Source organism: Kitasatospora kazusensis (genome assembly GCF_039529945.1).
GTDB lineage: Bacteria > Actinomycetota > Actinomycetes > Streptomycetales > Streptomycetaceae > Kitasatospora > Kitasatospora kazusensis.
This window is the reverse complement of the sequence record NZ_BAAANT010000006.1, coordinates 154,672-171,315: the sequence shown is the minus strand read 5'-3', so window position 1 is coordinate 171,315 and position 16,644 is coordinate 154,672. Positions and strand designations below refer to the sequence as shown.

Genomic DNA, 16,644 nt, shown 5'->3' with positions numbered 1-16,644 from the left:
CTCCGGTCGGTCATGGGAGTGGGCAGGGCACGGCTTCGATCAGGCTCTCCGCGCGGGCCGATCTCAGCGGTGCGGCGCGTACCGCGCTGACCTCGAAGCCGGCGGCGGTGAGCAGGGCGCGGTACTCGGCCTCGGTGCGGTCGTGGCCGTCGAGCGTGACCAGCATCAGCAGGTCGATCAGCCGGCCCTGGAACACGGCCTGCGCCGCACGCTCGGAGGCCGGCGGCGCCGGCTCGCCGGGCTCCTCCTCCAGCCGCTCGAACACCAGCAGGCGGCCGCCCTCGGGAATCGCCTCGCGGACCCGGCGCAGGATCGCGAGGGCCTGCTCGTCGTCCCAGTTGTGCAGCACCCGGGTCAGCGTGTAGACGTCGGCACCCTTGGGCAGCGGGTCGAAGAAGCTGCCGGCCGCGAACTCGGCCCGCTCGGCCAGACCGGCCGCGGTCAGCTTTACCCGCGCCTGCTCGACGGCCTCGGGCAGTTCGACCAGCACCCCGCGCGCGGCGGGGTGCCGGGCCAGCACCCGGGCGAGCAGGCCGCCGTCGCCGCCGCCGACGTCCACCAGGGTGCCGAGCCCGGTCAGGTCGCAGGCGGCCAGCGCGGTCGGCACCGAGGCGGTGCCCATCGCCGCCGAGAAGGCCGCGCCGGTGTCCGGGTGGTCCTCCAGGTAGCTGTAGAACGGCGCGCCGTGCACCTGCTCGAAGGCCGGGCGTCCGGTCCGCAGGGTGTGCAGGATCTGCCCGAACGACTGGTACACCTCCTCGCCGAACAGCACGGCGGCGACCGCGCTGGAGCGGTTGGTCCGCGTGCAGAGCAGCCGCGTCGCGGGGGTGAGCCCGAAGCTGTCGTGGCCGTGGTCGCGGAACAGCCCGGCCGCCGCGAGGACGTTCAGCACCCGCCGCAGTGCCCGCGGGTCGCTGTCGGTGGCGGCCGCGATCCCGGTCACCGGCCGGGGGCCGTCGGCGAGCAGGTCGGGCACGCCGAGCTTGGTCAGCGCGTAGCAGCACTGGGCGATCCAGCCGCCGGTGAGCACCTCGAAGAGCGCCGTCCGGTCGGCGTAGCCGGGGGCGGAGCGCTCGTCCGGTGTGGGTGTCCCGGCCGTCGGCGGCTGTGGTGTCTGCGATGTCGGCGGTGTCGGCGTCGTGGTCATCGGGCGGCTCCGGTCGCGGGGGTGGTGGCCGAGAGGTGGGCACCGAGGCGGCGGACCGCCTCGGCCGCCGAGATCGCGTGGCAGCGGCGGTTGCCGTGCCGGCCGTCCCGGCTGAAGATGTCGGTGGCGGAGGCCGGATGGCCCGCCAGGTCGACGTGCAGGGTGCCCAGTTCGGCGGCGAGCCGACGGGTGAGTGCGGTCAGCGCGGTCAGCCGGTGTTCCAGCTCCAGCCGCGCGGCCTCGGAGAGGCGCGGTGAGCTGGTGCCGCCGAACATGCTCACCGTGATCACGTCGCTGCCCTGGTCCCGGAGCGCGGCGACGATGGCGCGCAGCTCCCCTTCCAGGGCGGCCGCGTCGAAGACCCGGCGCAGGATGTCGTAGCCGCCGCAGGCCACCAGGGCCAGATCGGGCCGGAAGGCCAGCGCCGGCTCCAGCTGGGTGGCCCGCACCTGGGCCGCCGGGGTGTTGCGCCGGCCGAGGTTGAGATAGACCGAATCCGTTCGGTGGACGGCCAGTTCACGGGCTATCCGGGCCGCCCACGGCTCGTCCGGGTAGCCCGGCACGGCGTCTCCGATGCCTTCGGCGACACTGTCCCCGACGACGACGAACCGTTGCCAGGGGTGGCCGGCCAGCACTCTCGCCGCCTCTCCCTCGCGCAGGCAGTACGGGTCGGCGGCCTCGCCGCTCGCTTGCTCGCTCAGCATGACGTCGACTCGCATTCCGTTCGGGGTCGGTCGCAGCGCGCTATCGGGCACAGGATTTATAGCACGATCGGTCAGTCAATTTGGGGGCCGAGTTGCTCCTTTCCAGGATGTTCACCGGACGCCCCTGAGGAGGGTGGCCGAGCCCCGTTCGGACGGTGGCGGCGGGCGTCGGACCCGGCTCCTCCGGAGCAGCCCGGCGGGTGCCCGGACCGGCGGCGCGGCGCCACCGGCCGGCGGGGCCCGCGAGTGTCGGGTGCCCGCCCAGCTGGGCCGCAGTACGCGATTAGCCGGATGCGGGTGGCTCTTTCGAGGCGGCGTCCGGCGGCTCGGCGGCCGTCCTCCGAGCCGCCCGGATCCCGGCGGGGCGCCGCGCGCCGTGGGGGAGGCGGCGCGCGCGGGGGCCGGTGCGTATGCGACCGGGGCCGGGTGGCCGGGCCTCCGTTCACGGCGAATTAAGTGCACGACCGTTCGTGTATGGGCTAGGCTCTGTTCGACGCCGACCGTGGCCACGATCTGCCGATTCCGCCCGGTCTGCCCGACATCGGAGGGATTCGCGCCATGACCACCGTTCCGTCGCAGCCGCCGCTGGCCCAGGCCGCGCAGGCCGCGCAGGCCGCGCAGGCCGCGCAGGCCGAGCCGCTCGAAGCGGCCGCACCGCCCCGCACATCCGTCGAACGTGTCGCGCTGGTACTGGCCTCCGGCGCCACCTTCCTGGCCGTACTCGACACCACCGTCGTCAACATCGCCTTCGCCGACCTGCGCAAGAGCTTCCCGACCGAGTCGCTCTCCCACCTGACCTGGGTGGTGACCGCCTACACGGTCGTCTTCGCCGCCCTGCTGGCGGTCGCCGGGCGGGTGGCCGACGTGGTCGGGCGCCGCCGGCTGTTCATCTGGTCCACCGCGCTGTTCACCCTCGCCTCACTGCTCAGCGGCCTCGCCCCCGGGGTCGGGATGCTGGTCGCCGCCCGCGCCCTCCAGGGCCTGGCCGCAGCCGGGATGATCCCCGCCGCCCTGGGCCTGGTGCTCTCGCACACCCCGACGGCCCGCCGCCACGCCGCCGTCGGCATCTGGGGAGCGGTCGGCAGCATGGCCGCCGCCGTCGGCCCGAGCCTGGGCGGGCTGCTGGTGGACGTCTGGGGCTGGCGCGCCGTCTTCCTGATCAACATCCCGATCGGCATGCTGATCGTGACCCTGGCGGTACGCGGGCTCAGCGCCGACACCAGCACCGGACGCCGACTGCCCGACCCGATCGGCACGGTGGCCCTCGCGCTCGGCCTCAGCGGCCTGGTCTTCGGCGTCACCCAGGGCAGCGACTGGGGCTGGAGCGACGCCCGGGTGCTGACCCTGCTGATCGGCGGCGCGGTGCTGACCGCGCTGGCCCTGCTGCTCTCGCGCCGGCACGAGTCGCCCGCGATCGAGTGGGACCTGTGGCGCAGCCGGGTCTTCGCCGGCACCAACCTGAGCTCGCTGCTGTTCGGCGCCGCGATGTACGCCTACCTGCTCAGCAGCCTGCTCTTCCTGAACGCGGTCTGGGGCTACTCCGAGCTGAGGGCGGGCCTGGCGGTCACGCCCGGCGCCTTCTCGGCGGCGATCGGCGCGGTGCTGGTCGGCAAGTTCGCCGGCCCCGGGCGGCAGTGGCTGGCCGTGCTGGCCGGCTCGGTGCTGTTCAGCGGCGCCCTGTGGGCGATGTACGCCTACCTCGGTCCCGAGCACCACTACCTCGGCTTCCTGCTGCCGATCGGGATCCCGGCCGGTGTCGGCATCGGTGCCGCGCTGACCGGCATCTCCAACGCGGCCGCCGCCGCGCTGCCCCCGGCACGGTTCGCCGCCGGCACCGGCCTGCTGATGACCTCCCGCCAGGTCGGCGGCGCGCTGGGCATCGCGGTGTTCGCCGCGATCCTGTCCAACACCGGGGTGATCGGCCCCACCGGCTACCTGCGGGCCTTCCTGGCCTCCGCGATCTGCGCCGCGGCCGCCGCTCTCTCGGCGGTCCTCCTGCGCGAGCGGGCCTGACCCACCACCTGCTGGACTTGAGGAGTACGTACCGATGGACATCCGCGCACTGCACGCCCGGGCGCTGGTCCTGGCCACCGAGGTGGTCGACCAGGTCGGGCCCGCACAACTGGACCTGCCCACGCCCTGCGAGGGCTGGACACTCGGCCGCCTGCTGGAGCACATGATCGGCGCGAACCACGGCTTCGCCGCCGCCGCCCAGGGCCTGGGCGGCGACCTGGCGCAGTGGCGGGACCGGCCCTTCGAGGGCGCGCCCGGCGCGGACTGGGCGACCTCGGTCGACGAGGTCGCCAAGACCTTCGCCGACCCGGTCGAGCAGTTCCTGATCCCGGAGATCCGGGTGGGCGCCGAGTTCCCGGCCGAGCTGGCGATCTCGTTCCACTACCTGGACACCCTGGTGCACGGCTGGGACGTGGCGGCGGCCCTCGGCCTGCCCTTCGAGCCGGCGCCCGAGCTGAGCCGGGTGCTGCTCGCGGTGGCGGCCAAGGTCCCGGCCACCCCCGAGTACCGGGCCCCCGGTGCCCAGTTCGGCCGGGTCCACGCCGTCGACCCGGCCGCCCCGGCGTTCCAGCAGGCGCTGGCCCTGCTCGGGCGGGATCCGGGCTGGGCGGCGCCGGGCGGGTCGCCCGCCTGAGCCGCTTCGACACGTGTGTGAGGGTGCCTCCCGGCCGTCGGCCGGGAGGCACCCTCACACGCGGCGGAGCCTCAGCGCGCCGGGATCAGCGCCGCCACCAGGTGTCGTGCGGGGTGGCCGGGACGGTCCGCTTGTGCCGGGTCGCGAGGTAGATCGACTCCACCTTCGCCGCCACCTCCGGCGCGACCTCGGCGCCCTCCAGGTAGTCGTCGATCTGGGCGTACGTCAGGCCGAGCGCCGTCTCGTCGGGCAGGGCCGGCCGGTCGTCCTCCAGGTCGGCCGTCGGCACCTTCTCCCAGGTGCTCGGCGGTGCGCCCAACTCCTGGAGCAGGGCCGCGCCCTGGCGCTTGCTGAGGCCGGTCAGCGGCGTGAGGTCGACACCGCCGTCGCCGTACTTGGTGAAGAAGCCGGTCACCGCCTCGGCCGCGTGGTCGGTGCCCACCACCAGCATGTTCAGCTGCCCGGCGATCGAGTACTGGATCACCATCCGCTCGCGGGCCTTGATGTTGCCGCGGACGAAGTCCCGCAGCTCGGGCCCGTCGCCCAGCAGCTCCCGCAGGCCGAGCGCCGCCTCGGCGGCGACGGCGTCCGCGCTCGGCTTGACGTTCACCGCGACCGACCGGTCGGGCCGGACGAACTCCAGGGCGATCTGCGCGTCGTGCTCGTCGGCCTGCACGCCGTAGGGCAGCCGGACCGCGACGAAGGCGGCCTCGTGCCCCTCGGCACGCAGCTCCTCGGCGGCCAGCTGGCACAGCCGTCCGGTCAGCGTGCTGTCCTGCCCGCCGCTGATCCCCAGTACGTAGCCGGTGGCCGGGGTCGACCGCAGGTACTCCTTGAGGAAGTCGACCCGTTGCCGGATCTCGACTTTGGGCACGATGGTCGTCTTGACGCCGAGCTCGGCGAGGATCTGCTCCCGTACGTTGGCCATCCACGTACTCTACTGGCCGGAATCCGACGGCGAGGAGGCGGCTCCCGACGCGGCCCCGGTGGGCCGCCGGCTGCCGGGCCGGGCGGCCGCCGCCCGCCGATCCGGCCGATTCCCCGGTGCTTCCGGCCGATTCCCTGGTGCTTCCGGGCGGTCGCCGTAATCTTGTTGCCGGTCCGCCGGCGGCACAGGCGCCGACGGGCCGGCCATCTTCTTGGTCTGGCGTCGACTCGTGGGGGCGGGCGTGGGCGTGATCGGACGTGACGGGTCCTTGGCCGTGCTGGCGGCCGCGACGGCGGAGGCCGGCGCCGGCCGGGGCGGGCTCGTCATGGTGCGGGCGGATCCGGGCCTCGGGCTGAGCACGCTGCTGGACGCCCACCTGGCGGCGGCCCGCAGCGCCGGACTGCGGACCTGGCGGGTGCCGGTGCTGCCCTCCGGCCGTACGACGCTGTCCGCCGGGGTGCCCGAGTGGACCGAGCCGGCCGTGGTCGTGATCGACGACCTGCACCGGGCGGACGACCCGACGCTGCTGGCCCTGCACACGCTCGCCGACTCGCTGCCCCGGCGGGCGCTGCTGGTCGTCGCCGGACGCCACCGGGGGGTCACGCCCGCCCGGTTCGCCCAGCTCGACCGGATCGCGCTCGGCCACGACCTGCCGCCGCTGGACCGGGACGCGGTCGACGCGCTCGTCGCCGAGCTCTTCGGGGCCGGACCGGGCTCCCCGCTCAGGGAGTCGGCCGAGGGCGCCGGCGGCAGCCCCTGGCTGCTGGCCCGGCTCACCGACCCCGACCGGGCCTCGGCGGTGACCGGCTGGGCGGCCGAACTCGCCGGCGCCGACACCGGACTGCTGCGCCTGGCGGCCCTGCTGGGCCCGGCCGCGTCGGTGGACCGCCTGGCGTCGGTGTCCGGCTCGCCGCCCGAGGAGGTGCTGGCCGCGCTCGGACGGCTGGGCGCGCTCGGGCTGGTCGAGCAGGACGCCGCGCGGGCGCGGATCCGGTACCCGCTGCTGCGGGCCGACCTGGCGGCCGCCTCGGCGGGCCTGCGTCCCTCGCTGGCCCGCCGGCTGGCGGGCCGGGACGCCGAACCCGAGGCGGTCGTCGCCCAGCTCGGCGGGGCGCCGATGGACGGCTGGACGGCGGACTGGCTCACCGCCCACGCCGACCGGCTGGTCACCCGGCCGGCGCCGGAGCTGGTGGACCTGCTGCGCCGCGCCACCGCCTGGCTGCCGCCCGGCGACCCGAGGCACCACCGGATCAGGGCCGCGCTGGCCGAGGCGCTCCAGTGGTCGGGCCGGTTGGACGAGGCCCGGCGGACGGCGGCCACCAGCCTGGCCGCCCGTCCGGAGCCGCCCGAGCGGCAACGGCTGCGCGGGGTGCTGGCCCGGATCGCCGTCGCGGAGATGGACCCGGACGGCGTCTTCGCGGCGCTGGAGCCCGAGCGGGTGGACGGACGGCTGCCGCCCCGGCTCGGCGTGCTGCACGCCTACGCCTGCGGGCTGGCCGGTGATCTGGCGGGGGCCGAGCAGGGCGTGGTGGACGCGATCCCCGCGGCCGCCGAGGACCCGGTGGTCGAGGTCTCGATGCTGAACCTGTGGGCCGTGGGCCGCTGCGTGGAGTACGACCTGGCCGGCGCGATGGAACTGCTCGACCGGGCCGACGCCGTCCTGGACATCGCGGTGTCCGACCCCGCGCAGTGGCTGCAGTCGCGGCTGATGCGCGCGGTGGTCCAGCACCTGCGCTTCGAGGCCGCCGCCTCCGACACCGTCGAGGAGGCCCGGCCGGTCGCCGAGGCCCTCGGGGCGGGCTGGCTGGCCTGGCTGCACACGGTCGCGGCGCTGGCCGCGCACAACGACGGCCGCCTCGCGCAGGGCCTGGCCGAGGTGGACGCGGCCATGGCGTTGCCCGACCAGTACGGCATGGCCCGCCCGCTGCACGCCACCGCCGCACTGATCCTGCTGCGCCAGGGGCGCCTGCCCGCCGCCCGGGCCCGGCTGGAACTCGCCGAGCAGCACCCCGGCACCGGGATCGCGATGTTCTACGAGCAGGTGCTCGCCACCACGCGGGCCCTGCTCGCCGACCTGGAGGGGAGGCCGGGACGGGCACTGGAGATCGTGCGCGGTGTGGCCGACGGGGCGGTCGGGGTGCGGGCCGCGCTCTCGGTGATGGGGGCCGGCAGCTGGCTGGTGCGGATCGCTCTCGACGGCGGCGACCACGACCTGGCGCGGCGCCTGGTCGACGAGGTCCGCAACCGGACCACCGACCCGTCGGTGGGCGTGCGGGGCGCGCTGATGTTCTGCCAGGGCATGGTGGACGGTGACGCGGAGCTGCTGCTGGCCGCCTCGCACCAGTTCGCCGGGATCGGCTCGGAGGTCGCCGCCGCCGACGCCGGCGACCACGCGGCGCGGGTACTGGCCACCTCCGGCCGGCTGGAGGACGCGCGAGCGGCCCACCGGGACGCGATCAGCCGCTACACCACCCTCGCCGCCACCGGTGACATCGACCGCTCCACCGCCGCGCTGCGCTCCCACGGCGTACGGCTGGGCGCGACCGGCTCCCGCCGCCGGCCCAAGCACGGCTGGGCGGCCCTGACCGGCGCCGAGTACCGGGTCGCCGAACTCGTGGCCCAGGGCCTGTCCGACCGCGAGATCGCCGCCCGGCTGCTCGTGTCGGTGCGCACCGTCCACTCGCACGTGTCGCGGGCCCTCGGCAAACTCGACTACTCCTCCAGGATCGAGATCGTCCTCGGCTTCCAGCAGCGCGGCTGACCCCCTCGCCCGCCCCGGCCCGCGCGGCGGCGGGCGTGCCGTGCGGCGGATCCGTACGGGTACCGAAGCGTCGGTAATCGTGCGGATGATTCCGGCGCGCGTCGGTGGTGAGCTTGCCGTCGTACCCGCTCGGCCCGAGCCGGTACGACCGCATCGCAGCGCGGTGACCGCCCGCCGGGGCGGCCACCGCGCTGCGGCGCCGCACGGACACCGGACCGACCGTCGGGTCCCATCTACATCGCCGCGCGTGGGCTCCGAGGGGGGCACGTGGCGGCTCGGGGGAGACATGGCACTGGAGCTACCGCCGGAACTTCAACCCGTCCTCGGCCTGCTCGGGGTGGACTGGCCGCAGGCGAACGAGGACGAGGTGGCCGCGCTGGCGGACCAGCTCAGGAAGCTGGCGTCGGGGCTCGACTCCGTCCAGATGACCGCCGACAAGGCTCTCGACGAGCTGGGCAAGGTCTACCACGGCGACTCCGCGGACGGGCTGGCCGAGTTGTGGAAGACCGTCTCGAAGTACTCCGGCACGGTCGTCGAGGTCTGCGGGACGATCGCCACCGCGCTCAACGCGGGTGCACTGCTCATCGAAGGGGTCAAGGGCGCGACCCTGGCCCAACTGGCCCTCACCCAGGGCGAGGTGGCGGCCAGCGCGGCCACCGCGCCGTGGAGCACCGCAGCCGTGATCGCGGCCGGCAAGCAGATCGTCTCCGGCCTCCTGGACGCCGCGGTGTCGGCGGTCGGCCAGGCGATCGCCCAGCCGGTGGGCGATCTGGTGGAGAGCCTGGTCAAGGGTGTGACCGGCGGCGGATCGAAGGCGTCCGGCGGGTCCGGGTTCGGGGTGGACCTCGCCCAGCTGGCCTCCTGCGCTCTCCAACTCCGCGGCCACGCCGACGACATCACCTCGCACGGCAGCTCGTTCCAGCAGATCGTCGGCAGTCTGGACCTGGGCCAGCCCGGCGAAGCCATCGGCCAGATCGTGGTGACCGCCGCCGAACAGATCGCCACCACCATCGGCGAGGAGGTGATCAAGCGGCTGCTCGCCGCGTTCCAGGGAACGGCCGACGGGATGGACCAGGTCGGCCGCAACGTGACCGAGAACGAGGAGACGCAGACCCAGCAGTTCAACGCCGTGCTGGCCGGTCATAGCTCCCCGGCCGCCGCCGTCCCGCTCGCCCTCGCGGGCGGGGCCGCCGCCGTCCCGTCCGCCGGCCTCCGGCACCACGGCGGGCCGACGGCCTTCGACGGGCCGGGCACCGGGCTCGACCACGCCGATCTCGGCAGCGGCGACGGCAGCGGCGACGGCAGCGGGGACGGCAGCGGTGCCCCCGGCACGGCGGGCGTCCCGGCCGGCCCCGGCACTGTCCCGCAGCAGCAGCAACGGGACGTGTCGGGCGCGCCCCAGCTCGCGGTTCCGCAGTACCGGACCGGGCCGGTGCTGTCCGGGAAGGACCTCGGCGGCGGCATCCGGGCGTCCGAGCCGGTGGGCCCCGGCCGCTCACCCGTGCCGGGCGCGATGGGTCAGGTCCCGTACGGCCAGGCGGGCGGCGGGCAGCAGCCGACCCCGCGACCGGGCGGGGGACAGGTGCGGACGGCTCTGCTGGAGCAGCAGCGGGCCGCTTCCCCCACCCGCCGGGACGCCCTCCCCGACGGCGCCGACGAGCCCGCCGCCGAACCGTCCGAGGAGGACCTGGCCTCGGCCGGCTGAGCGGTTCCGCCGGCCGGCGCCCCGGGGCGATCTCCGGGAGCGCCGCCCGCGTCGGAACCGGGCGGCGCCGGGCCGCCGCGTTACGCTCGCGTCGTCGGGAAGCCCCCGAGCCAGTGAAGCCCGGACCTGTGAAGCACCCAGACCTGTGAAGCACCCAGACCCGAGGAGGCCGGGACGGCCGCCGCCAAGCGTGAGCGCCTGGTCAGAACGCTGACGTTCTGGCTCCGCCCGGCCTTCACGCTGCGCGTCGTCAACCGCTTCCAGCGGATCGTCGGCTTCGACCGCTCGATGGCGCTGGCCTCCAGCGCGCTGACCGCGCTCGTCCCGCTCGCGGTCCTCGGCGGCGTCGTGGCGAGCCGGATCGGGCAGCGGGACCTCGCGGACCGGATCGTCAACCGCTACGGCCTCACCGGGGGCGGGGCCGAGGCGGTCCGGCAGCTGTTCTCGCCGGCCGCCGGCGAGGACGGCAGCCTGGGACTCATCGGTGTGCTGTTCCTGATCGTCTCGGTGCTGAGCTTCACCCGGGCCGCGCAGCGCCTGTTCGAGCAGGCCTGGGAGCTCAAGCCGCTCAGCGTCCGGAACACGGTGAACGGCCTGCGGTGGGTGTTCGAGCTCGCGGTCTACCTGCTGGCCACCGGCTGGCTGCGGGTCCTGCTCGGCCGGGGCCGGTTCGAACTGGGGGCCTCGCTCTGCGAGGTGCCGCTGACGGCGCTCTTCCTCGTCCTGACCGGCCGGATGCTCTCCGCGAAGCGGATCGCCTGGACGGAACTGCTGCCGTTCGGGGTGGTCGCGGCGCTGCTCACGGCCGCGTACTCGGTGGGCGCCACCTTCTACCTGCCGCACCTGTTCAACACCTACGCCACCCGCTACGGCGCGGTGGGCGCGGTCTTCGCGATGATCTCGGCGCTCTTCGGCGCGATGCTCGTCCTGGTCGGATCGGTGGCAGTGGGCCGGGAGGTCCGCGACGAGCTGGACCGGATCGCGCAGGGGCAGCGGCCGCCCGACGACGAGGTCCGGCGCCAGTGGGACAGCGTGGTCGACCAGATGCGGTCGCGCTGGCGCTCCGCCCGGCAGCAGATCTCCGCCCGCCACGACCGCGGCGGCCCGGAAGGCCCCTGAGCGCGGGCCCGCTGACGGCCCGTCCGGCGCGGGACGGGCCGGGAGGCGGGCGGACCCGGCCGGGCCGCCTCCCGGCCCGGCAGGGTCAGGCCGGGGTGACGTAGCCGACGGCGCCGAGCGCCGCGTGCGCCCGCTCCAGCGCCCGGTGGAGGTCCTCGGCCGCCGTGGTGGCGTCGGTCAAGGCGGCGGCGGCCGCGGCCAGTTCGCCGTCCAGGTCGTTCCGGTCGCTGCGGAGTGCGCCGACCGCGTTGAGTTGGGTGAGGAAGGCGAGCAACGGCTCGAAGCTCCGGGGCAGTTCCTCGGCCAGCGTCATGAGGTTCCCGACGGTGGAGTGGACCTCGGTCGGGTAGTCCAGGCCGTCGGGCACCGCCTGGCTGAGTGTACGAACCGCCTCGGCGGCGGCTGCGGCGATCTCGGTGGGCTTCTGCGGAAGGCTCATGGTGTCCATCCTGGCGGGCCGCGCCGCCGGATGCAGGTGGATTGACGCCGGGCTGTGCGGGGTACGGGGGCTGGGATCGTGGTGGGCGGTAGAGGCGATGCCGGCGCCCGGCCGGCGGCGTGGGGAGTACGCCGTCCGCCGTGGACGTCCGACCCGTACCGAGGGGGAGAAGATGACGCGCTGTTGGCTGGTGACCGGGTGTTCGTCGGGGCTGGGGCTCGCGCTCGCCACCGCCGTGGTGGGCGCGGGGGACCGGCTGGTCGCGACCAGCCGGGGGCCGTCCGCCCTCGACGGACTCGCCGCGGACTGCCCGGACCGGATGGCCACCACCCGGCTCGACCTGCGGGACGCGGACTCCTGCGCGGCGGCTGTCCGGCTCGCCGAGGAGCGCTTCGGCGGGGTCGACGTGCTGGTGAACAACGCGGGGGCCGGGCTGTTCGGTGCCGTCGAGGAGGTGTCGGACGAGGAGTTGCGCGCCCAGTTGGAGATCCTGGCGGTCGCGCCCTGGCGGCTGGCCAGGCTGGTGCTGCCGGGGATGCGCGCCCGGGGCTCGGGCCACATCGTCAACGTCTCCTCGCTCGCTGGCCGGGTGGCCTTCCCTGGGCTCGGCGCGTACGTCGCGGGCAAGTACGCGCTGGAGGGGATGAGCCAGGCACTCGCCGTCGAGGCCGCCGCGTTCGGCATCCGGGTCACCGTGCTCGAACCGGGCGGCTTCGCCACCGAGTACGGCAACTCGATCGCCGCGAGCGCCGTCCGCCTCGCCGCGTACGACCCGGCCACCGGACCGATGCGTGACGCGATGCGGGGCATGAAGGACAACGCCGACCTGAGCCGCCCCGAGGACTTCGCCGCCCTGGTGCTGCGCACCGTGGCCACCGACGGCACACCGCTGCGGCTGCCGGTCGGCCCGGACGCCTACGCGTACCTGGACACCGTCGAGGAGCACAGCCGGCAGGAGCTCGCCGCCGCCCGCGCGTTCGCGCTGGGCGACGCGCGGGCCGACGGGTGACGGCCCGCGCGGCCGGCCGCTGACGGCCGCCCCGCGCTCAGGGCTGCACGGTGTCCTGGTACTGGTCCTTCGGGGTGGCGATCGACGTGAGCCCGGTGGCGTCCAGGGCAGGGCCCGCGGTGTCCTGGTGCCAGGTCCCGGTGACGGTGACCCAGCTGTCGGTACTCGGAGCGGGGACACCGTGGATCAGCACGGTGACGACCTTGGCGTCGGCGGCGCAGCAGGTGACGATCAGCCGGCTGAGGTGCCAGGTGGTGGCGTCCACGGGGGTCACGAAACCGGTGAGGCGTACGGTCCGCCCCTTGAGCGAGCCCTTGTCGTCCCAGACGGCGCGGCTGCCGTAGTCGGTCAGGGTCAGCACCAGCGGGTCCTGCGCGGGGAGCGGGGGGAAGACGGTCCGTTTCGCGACGGCGCCGGAGCCGTCGCGGGCGACGGTGTAGGAGCCGAGGGCCGGCGGGGCGAACAGCAGCAGCATGACGGCCGGCGCGGCGAGCAGCCAGGCCGTCCGGGGGCCGGCCGGGGAGTGGCTGTGGCCGTGATCGTCGTGCTCGTCGGGTCCGTGGCGCTCCGGGGCCGTCGGAGGGCGGCGCCGGTCGCGGATCACGGCGATCACGCCGAGCGCGATCAGCAGCACCCCCGAGGCGATCACCAGCGGCCGGAGCCCGGCCTTGACGTACCGCAGGTAGAGATCGCTCAGCAGGCTGACCCGCAGCAGGGCGCTGCCGGTGAGCACGAGCAGGGCGGCGGGCGCGAAGCGTCTCAAAGCAGGATCCCTCCGACCAGGCCGCTGACCAGGACGGCCGTGGCGAAGGTCACGGCCGAGAAGCGGGCGGCGAAGGCGCGGCCGAAGGTGCCGGCCTGAAGGGCGATCAGCTTGAGGTCGACCATCGGGCCGACCACCATGAAGGCGAGCCGGGCGGTGGGCGAGAACCCGCTGAAGGAGGCCGCGACGAACGCGTCCGCCTCCGAACAGATCGACAGCAGGACGGCGAGGCCGGCCAGCAGCAGCACCGACAGCCAGGGCGAGCCGGCGAAGGTCTCCAGCAGGGGCGGCGGGACCAGGATGTTGAAGGTGGCCGCCGCCGCGGCGCCGAGCACCAGGAAGCCGCCCGCGTGCAGGAAGTCGTGCTGGAGGGCGCGGGTGAAGGCGGCGGTGCGGCTGCCGCCCGGGTCGGCCGGTCCGGTGCGGGTGGGCAGCTTCAGCCACTCGGGGCGGCCGAGCCTGAGCCAGAGCCAGCCCATCGTCACCGAGGTGGCGAGCGAGGCCAGCAGCCGGGCCAGCACCATCTCCGGCCGGCCGGGGAAGGCGATCGAGGTGGCCACCAGCACCACCGGGTTGACGGCGGGCGCCGACAGCAGGAACGACAACGCCGCCGCCGGGGCGACGCCGCGCCGGATCAGGCTGGCGGCGACCGGTACCGAGGCACACTCGCAGCCCGGCAGGATCGCCCCGGCGGCTCCCGCGACCGGTACGGCGAGCACCGGGTTGCGGGGGAGCAGCCGGGTCAGGATCCGGTCCGGCACCAGCGCGCCGATGGCGGCCGAGACCAGTGTGCCGAGCAGCAGGAACGGCACGCCCTGGATGACGACGGCGGCCAGCACCGTCCCCCAGGCCTGGAAGGCCGGGACGCCGACCCGGTGCACGAAGTCGGGGACGACCTGGGAGAGGGCGAAGCCGACCACCACCAGGCACACGGTGGCCTGCCAGACCGTGCCGAGCACCTCGGACAGCCGCGGCCGGTCCCTGTCCCGGTCCCGGTCCGGCGGGGCGTCGGGCGGCGTCGGCCGGGGCACGGCCGGTGTCGGCGGGGCCGGCGCGGTCTGCCGGGTGCGGGTCGTCTCGTCGGTCACGGTCACTCGGTCTCCGGGCGCCCGCTGCCGGCCAGCGGGGACGGGGCGGCAGCCTAGCGGTGCTCTCCGCGCCGCTCGCGGGCGGCCCCGGTCACAGGTCCGGGACCGGCCGGGCCGGCCTCGACCGTCGAGGCGCCGCGCCCGTCCGGCGGGGTCGGACGCCCGCCCCCGCCCCCTCGGTGGGGACGGGGGCGGGGAGGAGGACCACGGCGGGGCACCGTCCGCCTCACGCGTTGACCGGCACCGCCTCGCCCGCCGTCGCTCCCGCCGTCTCCGGCTCCGCCTCCGGGGCCGGAGAGGCGACCGTCCCGGGGTCGTCCCGGTCGACGGCGGACTCGCGGAGCGGCGAGACCAGCCCGCGCCAGACCAGGACCACGAACCGGCTGAAGGTCGAGCCCGGGCGGAAGTCCGCGAGGAAGCCGGGTGCCGCGCCGATCCGGCCGGTCACGGTGCCGCCGGCGGGGCCGTGCAGGTCCGGGGGGAGGTCGCCGGCCTCCCGGAGCAGGTCCAGCAGGCCGGTCGGGGCGGTGAAGGCGAGCTGCTCCCGGCGGCCCGTGATCATGGAGCGGAACACGGCTCCGGCGGCGAGGTCCAGCTCTTTGGCGGCGCGCAGCGAACCGGCGTCCGGCCGCAGGTGCCCGGGGACGGACCCCAGCAGCAGGCCGACGGCCTCGTCGACGAACCGCTCCAGCCCGTCCGGGTCCTTCACCAGCGCGTGCAGCAGGGCTTCGAAGTGGGTCTCCTGGCGGCCGTACAGCTCGCCGCTGCCGACCTCGATCCCGAGCTCCCGCTCGATCAGCTCCCGGTCGACCAGGCCCGGTTCGGTCCAGGCCAGCCGGTAGTTCCGGGCGATCGCGTGGGCGGTCGACTCCCGCGACCCCTCGAAGAGGAAGTCGCGCAGCCGTTCGCACAGGTCGACCATCCGGACGCCGCCCGCCGTGTGCAGCAGCCGCAGGGTGCAGCGCAGCAGGGACTTCTGGAAGAGGTAGAGGCAGAGCCGGAACTCCAGGCCGCGCAGCCACTCCTGCTCGGTCATCGTCGCGTGCGCCACCACGGTGTCGCCGGTCAGCTCGGGATCGCTGACGTCGACCGGGAGGTGGCGCACGACGATCTTCTGGTCCCGCCGGAACTTCTCCCGGGTGTAGTCGGTGTTGTTCAGCAGCAGCAGCGGGAAGATGATCGGCGCGCCCCCGGCGGTGAGCACCTCCTCGGTGCCGGTCAGGAAGCTCTCGTACGTCTCCCCGGGCATCCCCCAGATCAGGTCGGTGTAGGTGGGGATCCCCAGGTCGCGGAACTCGGCCTGGAGCTTGCGGAAGTTGTCCACCCGGATGTTGGACCGGTTGGCGAGGTCGAGCGCGGTGGTGCTGAAGGACTGCGCGGAGAGCGTGACCGGTGCCAGCAGCCCGCCGTCCCGCAGCAGGCCGGCCATCTCGACGATCCGCTTGTTGCAGTTCTTCGCCCAGGTGACGAAGAAGTCCACCTTCTTGTCGTACTTCCGGCAGGTCTCGACCAGCAGCCGGGCGATCTCGACGTCCCTGGGCAGGATGCCGAAGTTCGCGTCGGCCAGCGCCAGCATCATGTGCGGGTCGGCGAGCCGGATGATCCGGTCCAGGTCGGCGGCGATCCGCTCCATCGGGAACCGGCGGACCTTCGAGTTCGTCGCGCCGCCCCAGTAGCAGAACGCGCAGCCGTACGGGCAGCCCCGGTTGGTCTCGTACACCAGCAGCGAGGTGGTGGCCAGTTCCGCGTCCGAGTAGACCGAGATCGGCGACGGCACGGTGGACAGGTCCTCGATGCGGTCGGCCGCCGGGGTGGAGAGCAGCCGCCGGTCCGGTCCGGCCCCGTCCCAGTAGCTGATGCCGTCGACGCGGGCGAGGCCCTCGCCGCCGCGCAGGAACGCCCGCAGCACCTCGGTGAACCTGAACTCGCCGTCCCCGTGCACCAGGACGTCCGTCCAGGGCGCCTCGGCGAACAGCGTGTCCTGCTGGTAGCTGACGTCGTTGCCGCCCAGCACGATCCGGCACCCGGGCCAGGCCAGCTTGATCCGGCGCGCCAGCTCCAGCGACTTCGCCCGGTTCCAGAAGTAGACGGTGAAGGCCACGGCCAGCGGGTCGTCGAGCGAGGCGAGCACCTGCTCGCAGACCGGCTCGAACCAGGACCCCCGGGAGAGCAGGGCGTGCCGGGTGAACGAACAGCGGGCCGCGACCTCGGGATCGGCCTGCGCGGCCGCCTGGAGGTAGCCCAGGGTGGGGCTGTAGGTGGCACCCGCGATGGTGGTCAGGTCGACCAGGTGCACCTGGCGGCGCGGGAGGGGGGACGGCGTGGTCATCTCCC

13 protein-coding genes are annotated in these 16,644 nt (G+C 74.9%); 6 read left to right on the top strand and 7 right to left on the bottom strand.

Features of this window, described 5'->3' with window-relative positions; genetic code table 11:
* Window positions 1-10: 10 nt before the first annotated feature.
* A complete protein-coding gene (locus ABD330_RS07755) occupies window positions 11-1,147 on the bottom strand; it encodes a methyltransferase (RefSeq protein ID WP_344462216.1) in 1,137 nt (378 codons plus the stop codon).
* Window positions 1,144-1,851: an SGNH/GDSL hydrolase family protein gene (locus ABD330_RS07750; RefSeq protein ID WP_344462214.1), complete on the bottom strand. Its 708-nt coding sequence runs from the start codon at window positions 1,849-1,851 to the stop codon at window positions 1,144-1,146. The genes ABD330_RS07755 and ABD330_RS07750 overlap by 4 nt, the downstream gene beginning before the upstream one ends.
* A 558-nt stretch (window positions 1,852-2,409) precedes the next feature.
* Here ABD330_RS07750 and ABD330_RS07745 point away from each other — a divergent pair.
* Together ABD330_RS07745 and ABD330_RS07740 are read left to right on the top strand one after the other, a co-directional pair.
* On the top strand, window positions 2,410-3,864 hold the full coding sequence (locus ABD330_RS07745; RefSeq protein WP_344462212.1) for a DHA2 family efflux MFS transporter permease subunit: 1,455 nt from the start codon (window positions 2,410-2,412) through the stop codon (window positions 3,862-3,864).
* Window positions 3,865-3,898: 34 nt separating this feature from the next.
* The gene (locus tag ABD330_RS07740; RefSeq protein ID WP_344462210.1) at window positions 3,899-4,498 is read left to right on the top strand and encodes a TIGR03086 family metal-binding protein; all 600 of its coding nucleotides are present in this window, start codon (window positions 3,899-3,901) and stop codon (window positions 4,496-4,498) included.
* Between the two features lie 85 nt (window positions 4,499-4,583).
* Here the strand turns inward: ABD330_RS07740 and nadE are convergent, their stop codons facing one another.
* Complete coding sequence (gene nadE / locus ABD330_RS07735) at window positions 4,584-5,426, bottom strand: ammonia-dependent NAD(+) synthetase (RefSeq protein WP_344462208.1); 843 nt, start codon at window positions 5,424-5,426, stop codon at window positions 4,584-4,586.
* A gap of 247 nt (window positions 5,427-5,673) precedes the next feature.
* On the opposite strand from nadE, the gene ABD330_RS07730 reads away from it, so the two are divergent.
* The 3 genes from ABD330_RS07730 (at window position 5,674) to ABD330_RS07720 (ending at window position 11,011) form a co-directional block, all read left to right on the top strand.
* Window positions 5,674-8,187 carry a helix-turn-helix transcriptional regulator gene (locus tag ABD330_RS07730; protein WP_344462206.1) on the top strand — a complete coding sequence of 838 codons (2,514 nt, stop codon included), beginning with the start codon at window positions 5,674-5,676 and terminating at the stop codon, window positions 8,185-8,187.
* 286 nt (window positions 8,188-8,473) lie between these two features.
* Window positions 8,474-9,892 (top strand): WXG100-like domain-containing protein, encoded by a 1,419-nt coding sequence (locus ABD330_RS07725; RefSeq protein ID WP_344462204.1) that lies wholly within the window; start codon window positions 8,474-8,476, stop codon window positions 9,890-9,892.
* A 288-nt stretch (window positions 9,893-10,180) separates the two neighbouring features.
* Window positions 10,181-11,011, top strand: coding sequence for a YhjD/YihY/BrkB family envelope integrity protein (locus ABD330_RS07720; RefSeq protein WP_344462202.1), 831 nt, complete (start codon window positions 10,181-10,183; stop codon window positions 11,009-11,011).
* Window positions 11,012-11,096: 85 nt separating this feature from the next.
* Here the strand turns inward: ABD330_RS07720 and ABD330_RS07715 are convergent, their stop codons facing one another.
* A complete protein-coding gene (locus tag ABD330_RS07715) occupies window positions 11,097-11,450 on the bottom strand; it encodes a hypothetical protein (RefSeq protein WP_344462200.1) in 354 nt (117 codons plus the stop codon).
* Between the two features lie 172 nt (window positions 11,451-11,622).
* Between ABD330_RS07715 and ABD330_RS07710 the strand changes: the two genes are divergently transcribed.
* Complete coding sequence (locus tag ABD330_RS07710) at window positions 11,623-12,459, top strand: SDR family oxidoreductase (protein ID WP_344462198.1); 837 nt, start codon at window positions 11,623-11,625, stop codon at window positions 12,457-12,459.
* A gap of 37 nt (window positions 12,460-12,496) precedes the next feature.
* Here ABD330_RS07710 and ABD330_RS07705 read toward each other — a convergent pair whose 3' ends face one another.
* The 3 genes from ABD330_RS07705 to ABD330_RS07695 all read right to left on the bottom strand — a co-directional run bounded on the left by ABD330_RS07705 (window position 12,497) and on the right by ABD330_RS07695 (window position 16,639).
* Complete coding sequence (locus tag ABD330_RS07705; protein ID WP_344462196.1) at window positions 12,497-13,222, bottom strand: TIGR03943 family putative permease subunit; 726 nt, start codon at window positions 13,220-13,222, stop codon at window positions 12,497-12,499.
* On the bottom strand, window positions 13,219-14,310 hold the full coding sequence (locus tag ABD330_RS07700) for a permease (protein WP_344462194.1): 1,092 nt from the start codon (window positions 14,308-14,310) through the stop codon (window positions 13,219-13,221). The genes ABD330_RS07705 and ABD330_RS07700 overlap by 4 nt, the downstream gene beginning before the upstream one ends.
* A gap of 226 nt (window positions 14,311-14,536) precedes the next feature.
* A complete protein-coding gene (locus ABD330_RS07695; protein ID WP_344462192.1) occupies window positions 14,537-16,639 on the bottom strand; it encodes a radical SAM protein in 2,103 nt (700 codons plus the stop codon).
* Between the last annotated feature and the right edge of the window lie 5 nt (window positions 16,640-16,644).

Coding starts and splice junctions, on each gene's coding strand:
- ABD330_RS07720 (WP_344462202.1), top strand. CDS start 10,181: ATGGCGCTGGCCTCCAGCGCGCTGACCGCGCTCGTCCCGCTCGCGGTC.
- ABD330_RS07715 (WP_344462200.1), bottom strand. CDS start 11,450: ATGAGCCTTCCGCAGAAGCCCACCGAGATCGCCGCAGCCGCCGCCGAG.
- ABD330_RS07750 (WP_344462214.1), bottom strand. CDS start 1,851: ATGCTGAGCGAGCAAGCGAGCGGCGAGGCCGCCGACCCGTACTGCCTG.
- ABD330_RS07745 (WP_344462212.1), top strand. CDS start 2,410: ATGACCACCGTTCCGTCGCAGCCGCCGCTGGCCCAGGCCGCGCAGGCC.
- ABD330_RS07755 (WP_344462216.1), bottom strand. CDS start 1,147: ATGACCACGACGCCGACACCGCCGACATCGCAGACACCACAGCCGCCG.
- nadE (WP_344462208.1), bottom strand. CDS start 5,426: ATGGCCAACGTACGGGAGCAGATCCTCGCCGAGCTCGGCGTCAAGACG.
- ABD330_RS07725 (WP_344462204.1), top strand. CDS start 8,474: ATGGCACTGGAGCTACCGCCGGAACTTCAACCCGTCCTCGGCCTGCTC.
- ABD330_RS07710 (WP_344462198.1), top strand. CDS start 11,623: ATGACGCGCTGTTGGCTGGTGACCGGGTGTTCGTCGGGGCTGGGGCTC.
- ABD330_RS07695 (WP_344462192.1), bottom strand. CDS start 16,639: ATGACCACGCCGTCCCCCCTCCCGCGCCGCCAGGTGCACCTGGTCGAC.
- ABD330_RS07740 (WP_344462210.1), top strand. CDS start 3,899: ATGGACATCCGCGCACTGCACGCCCGGGCGCTGGTCCTGGCCACCGAG.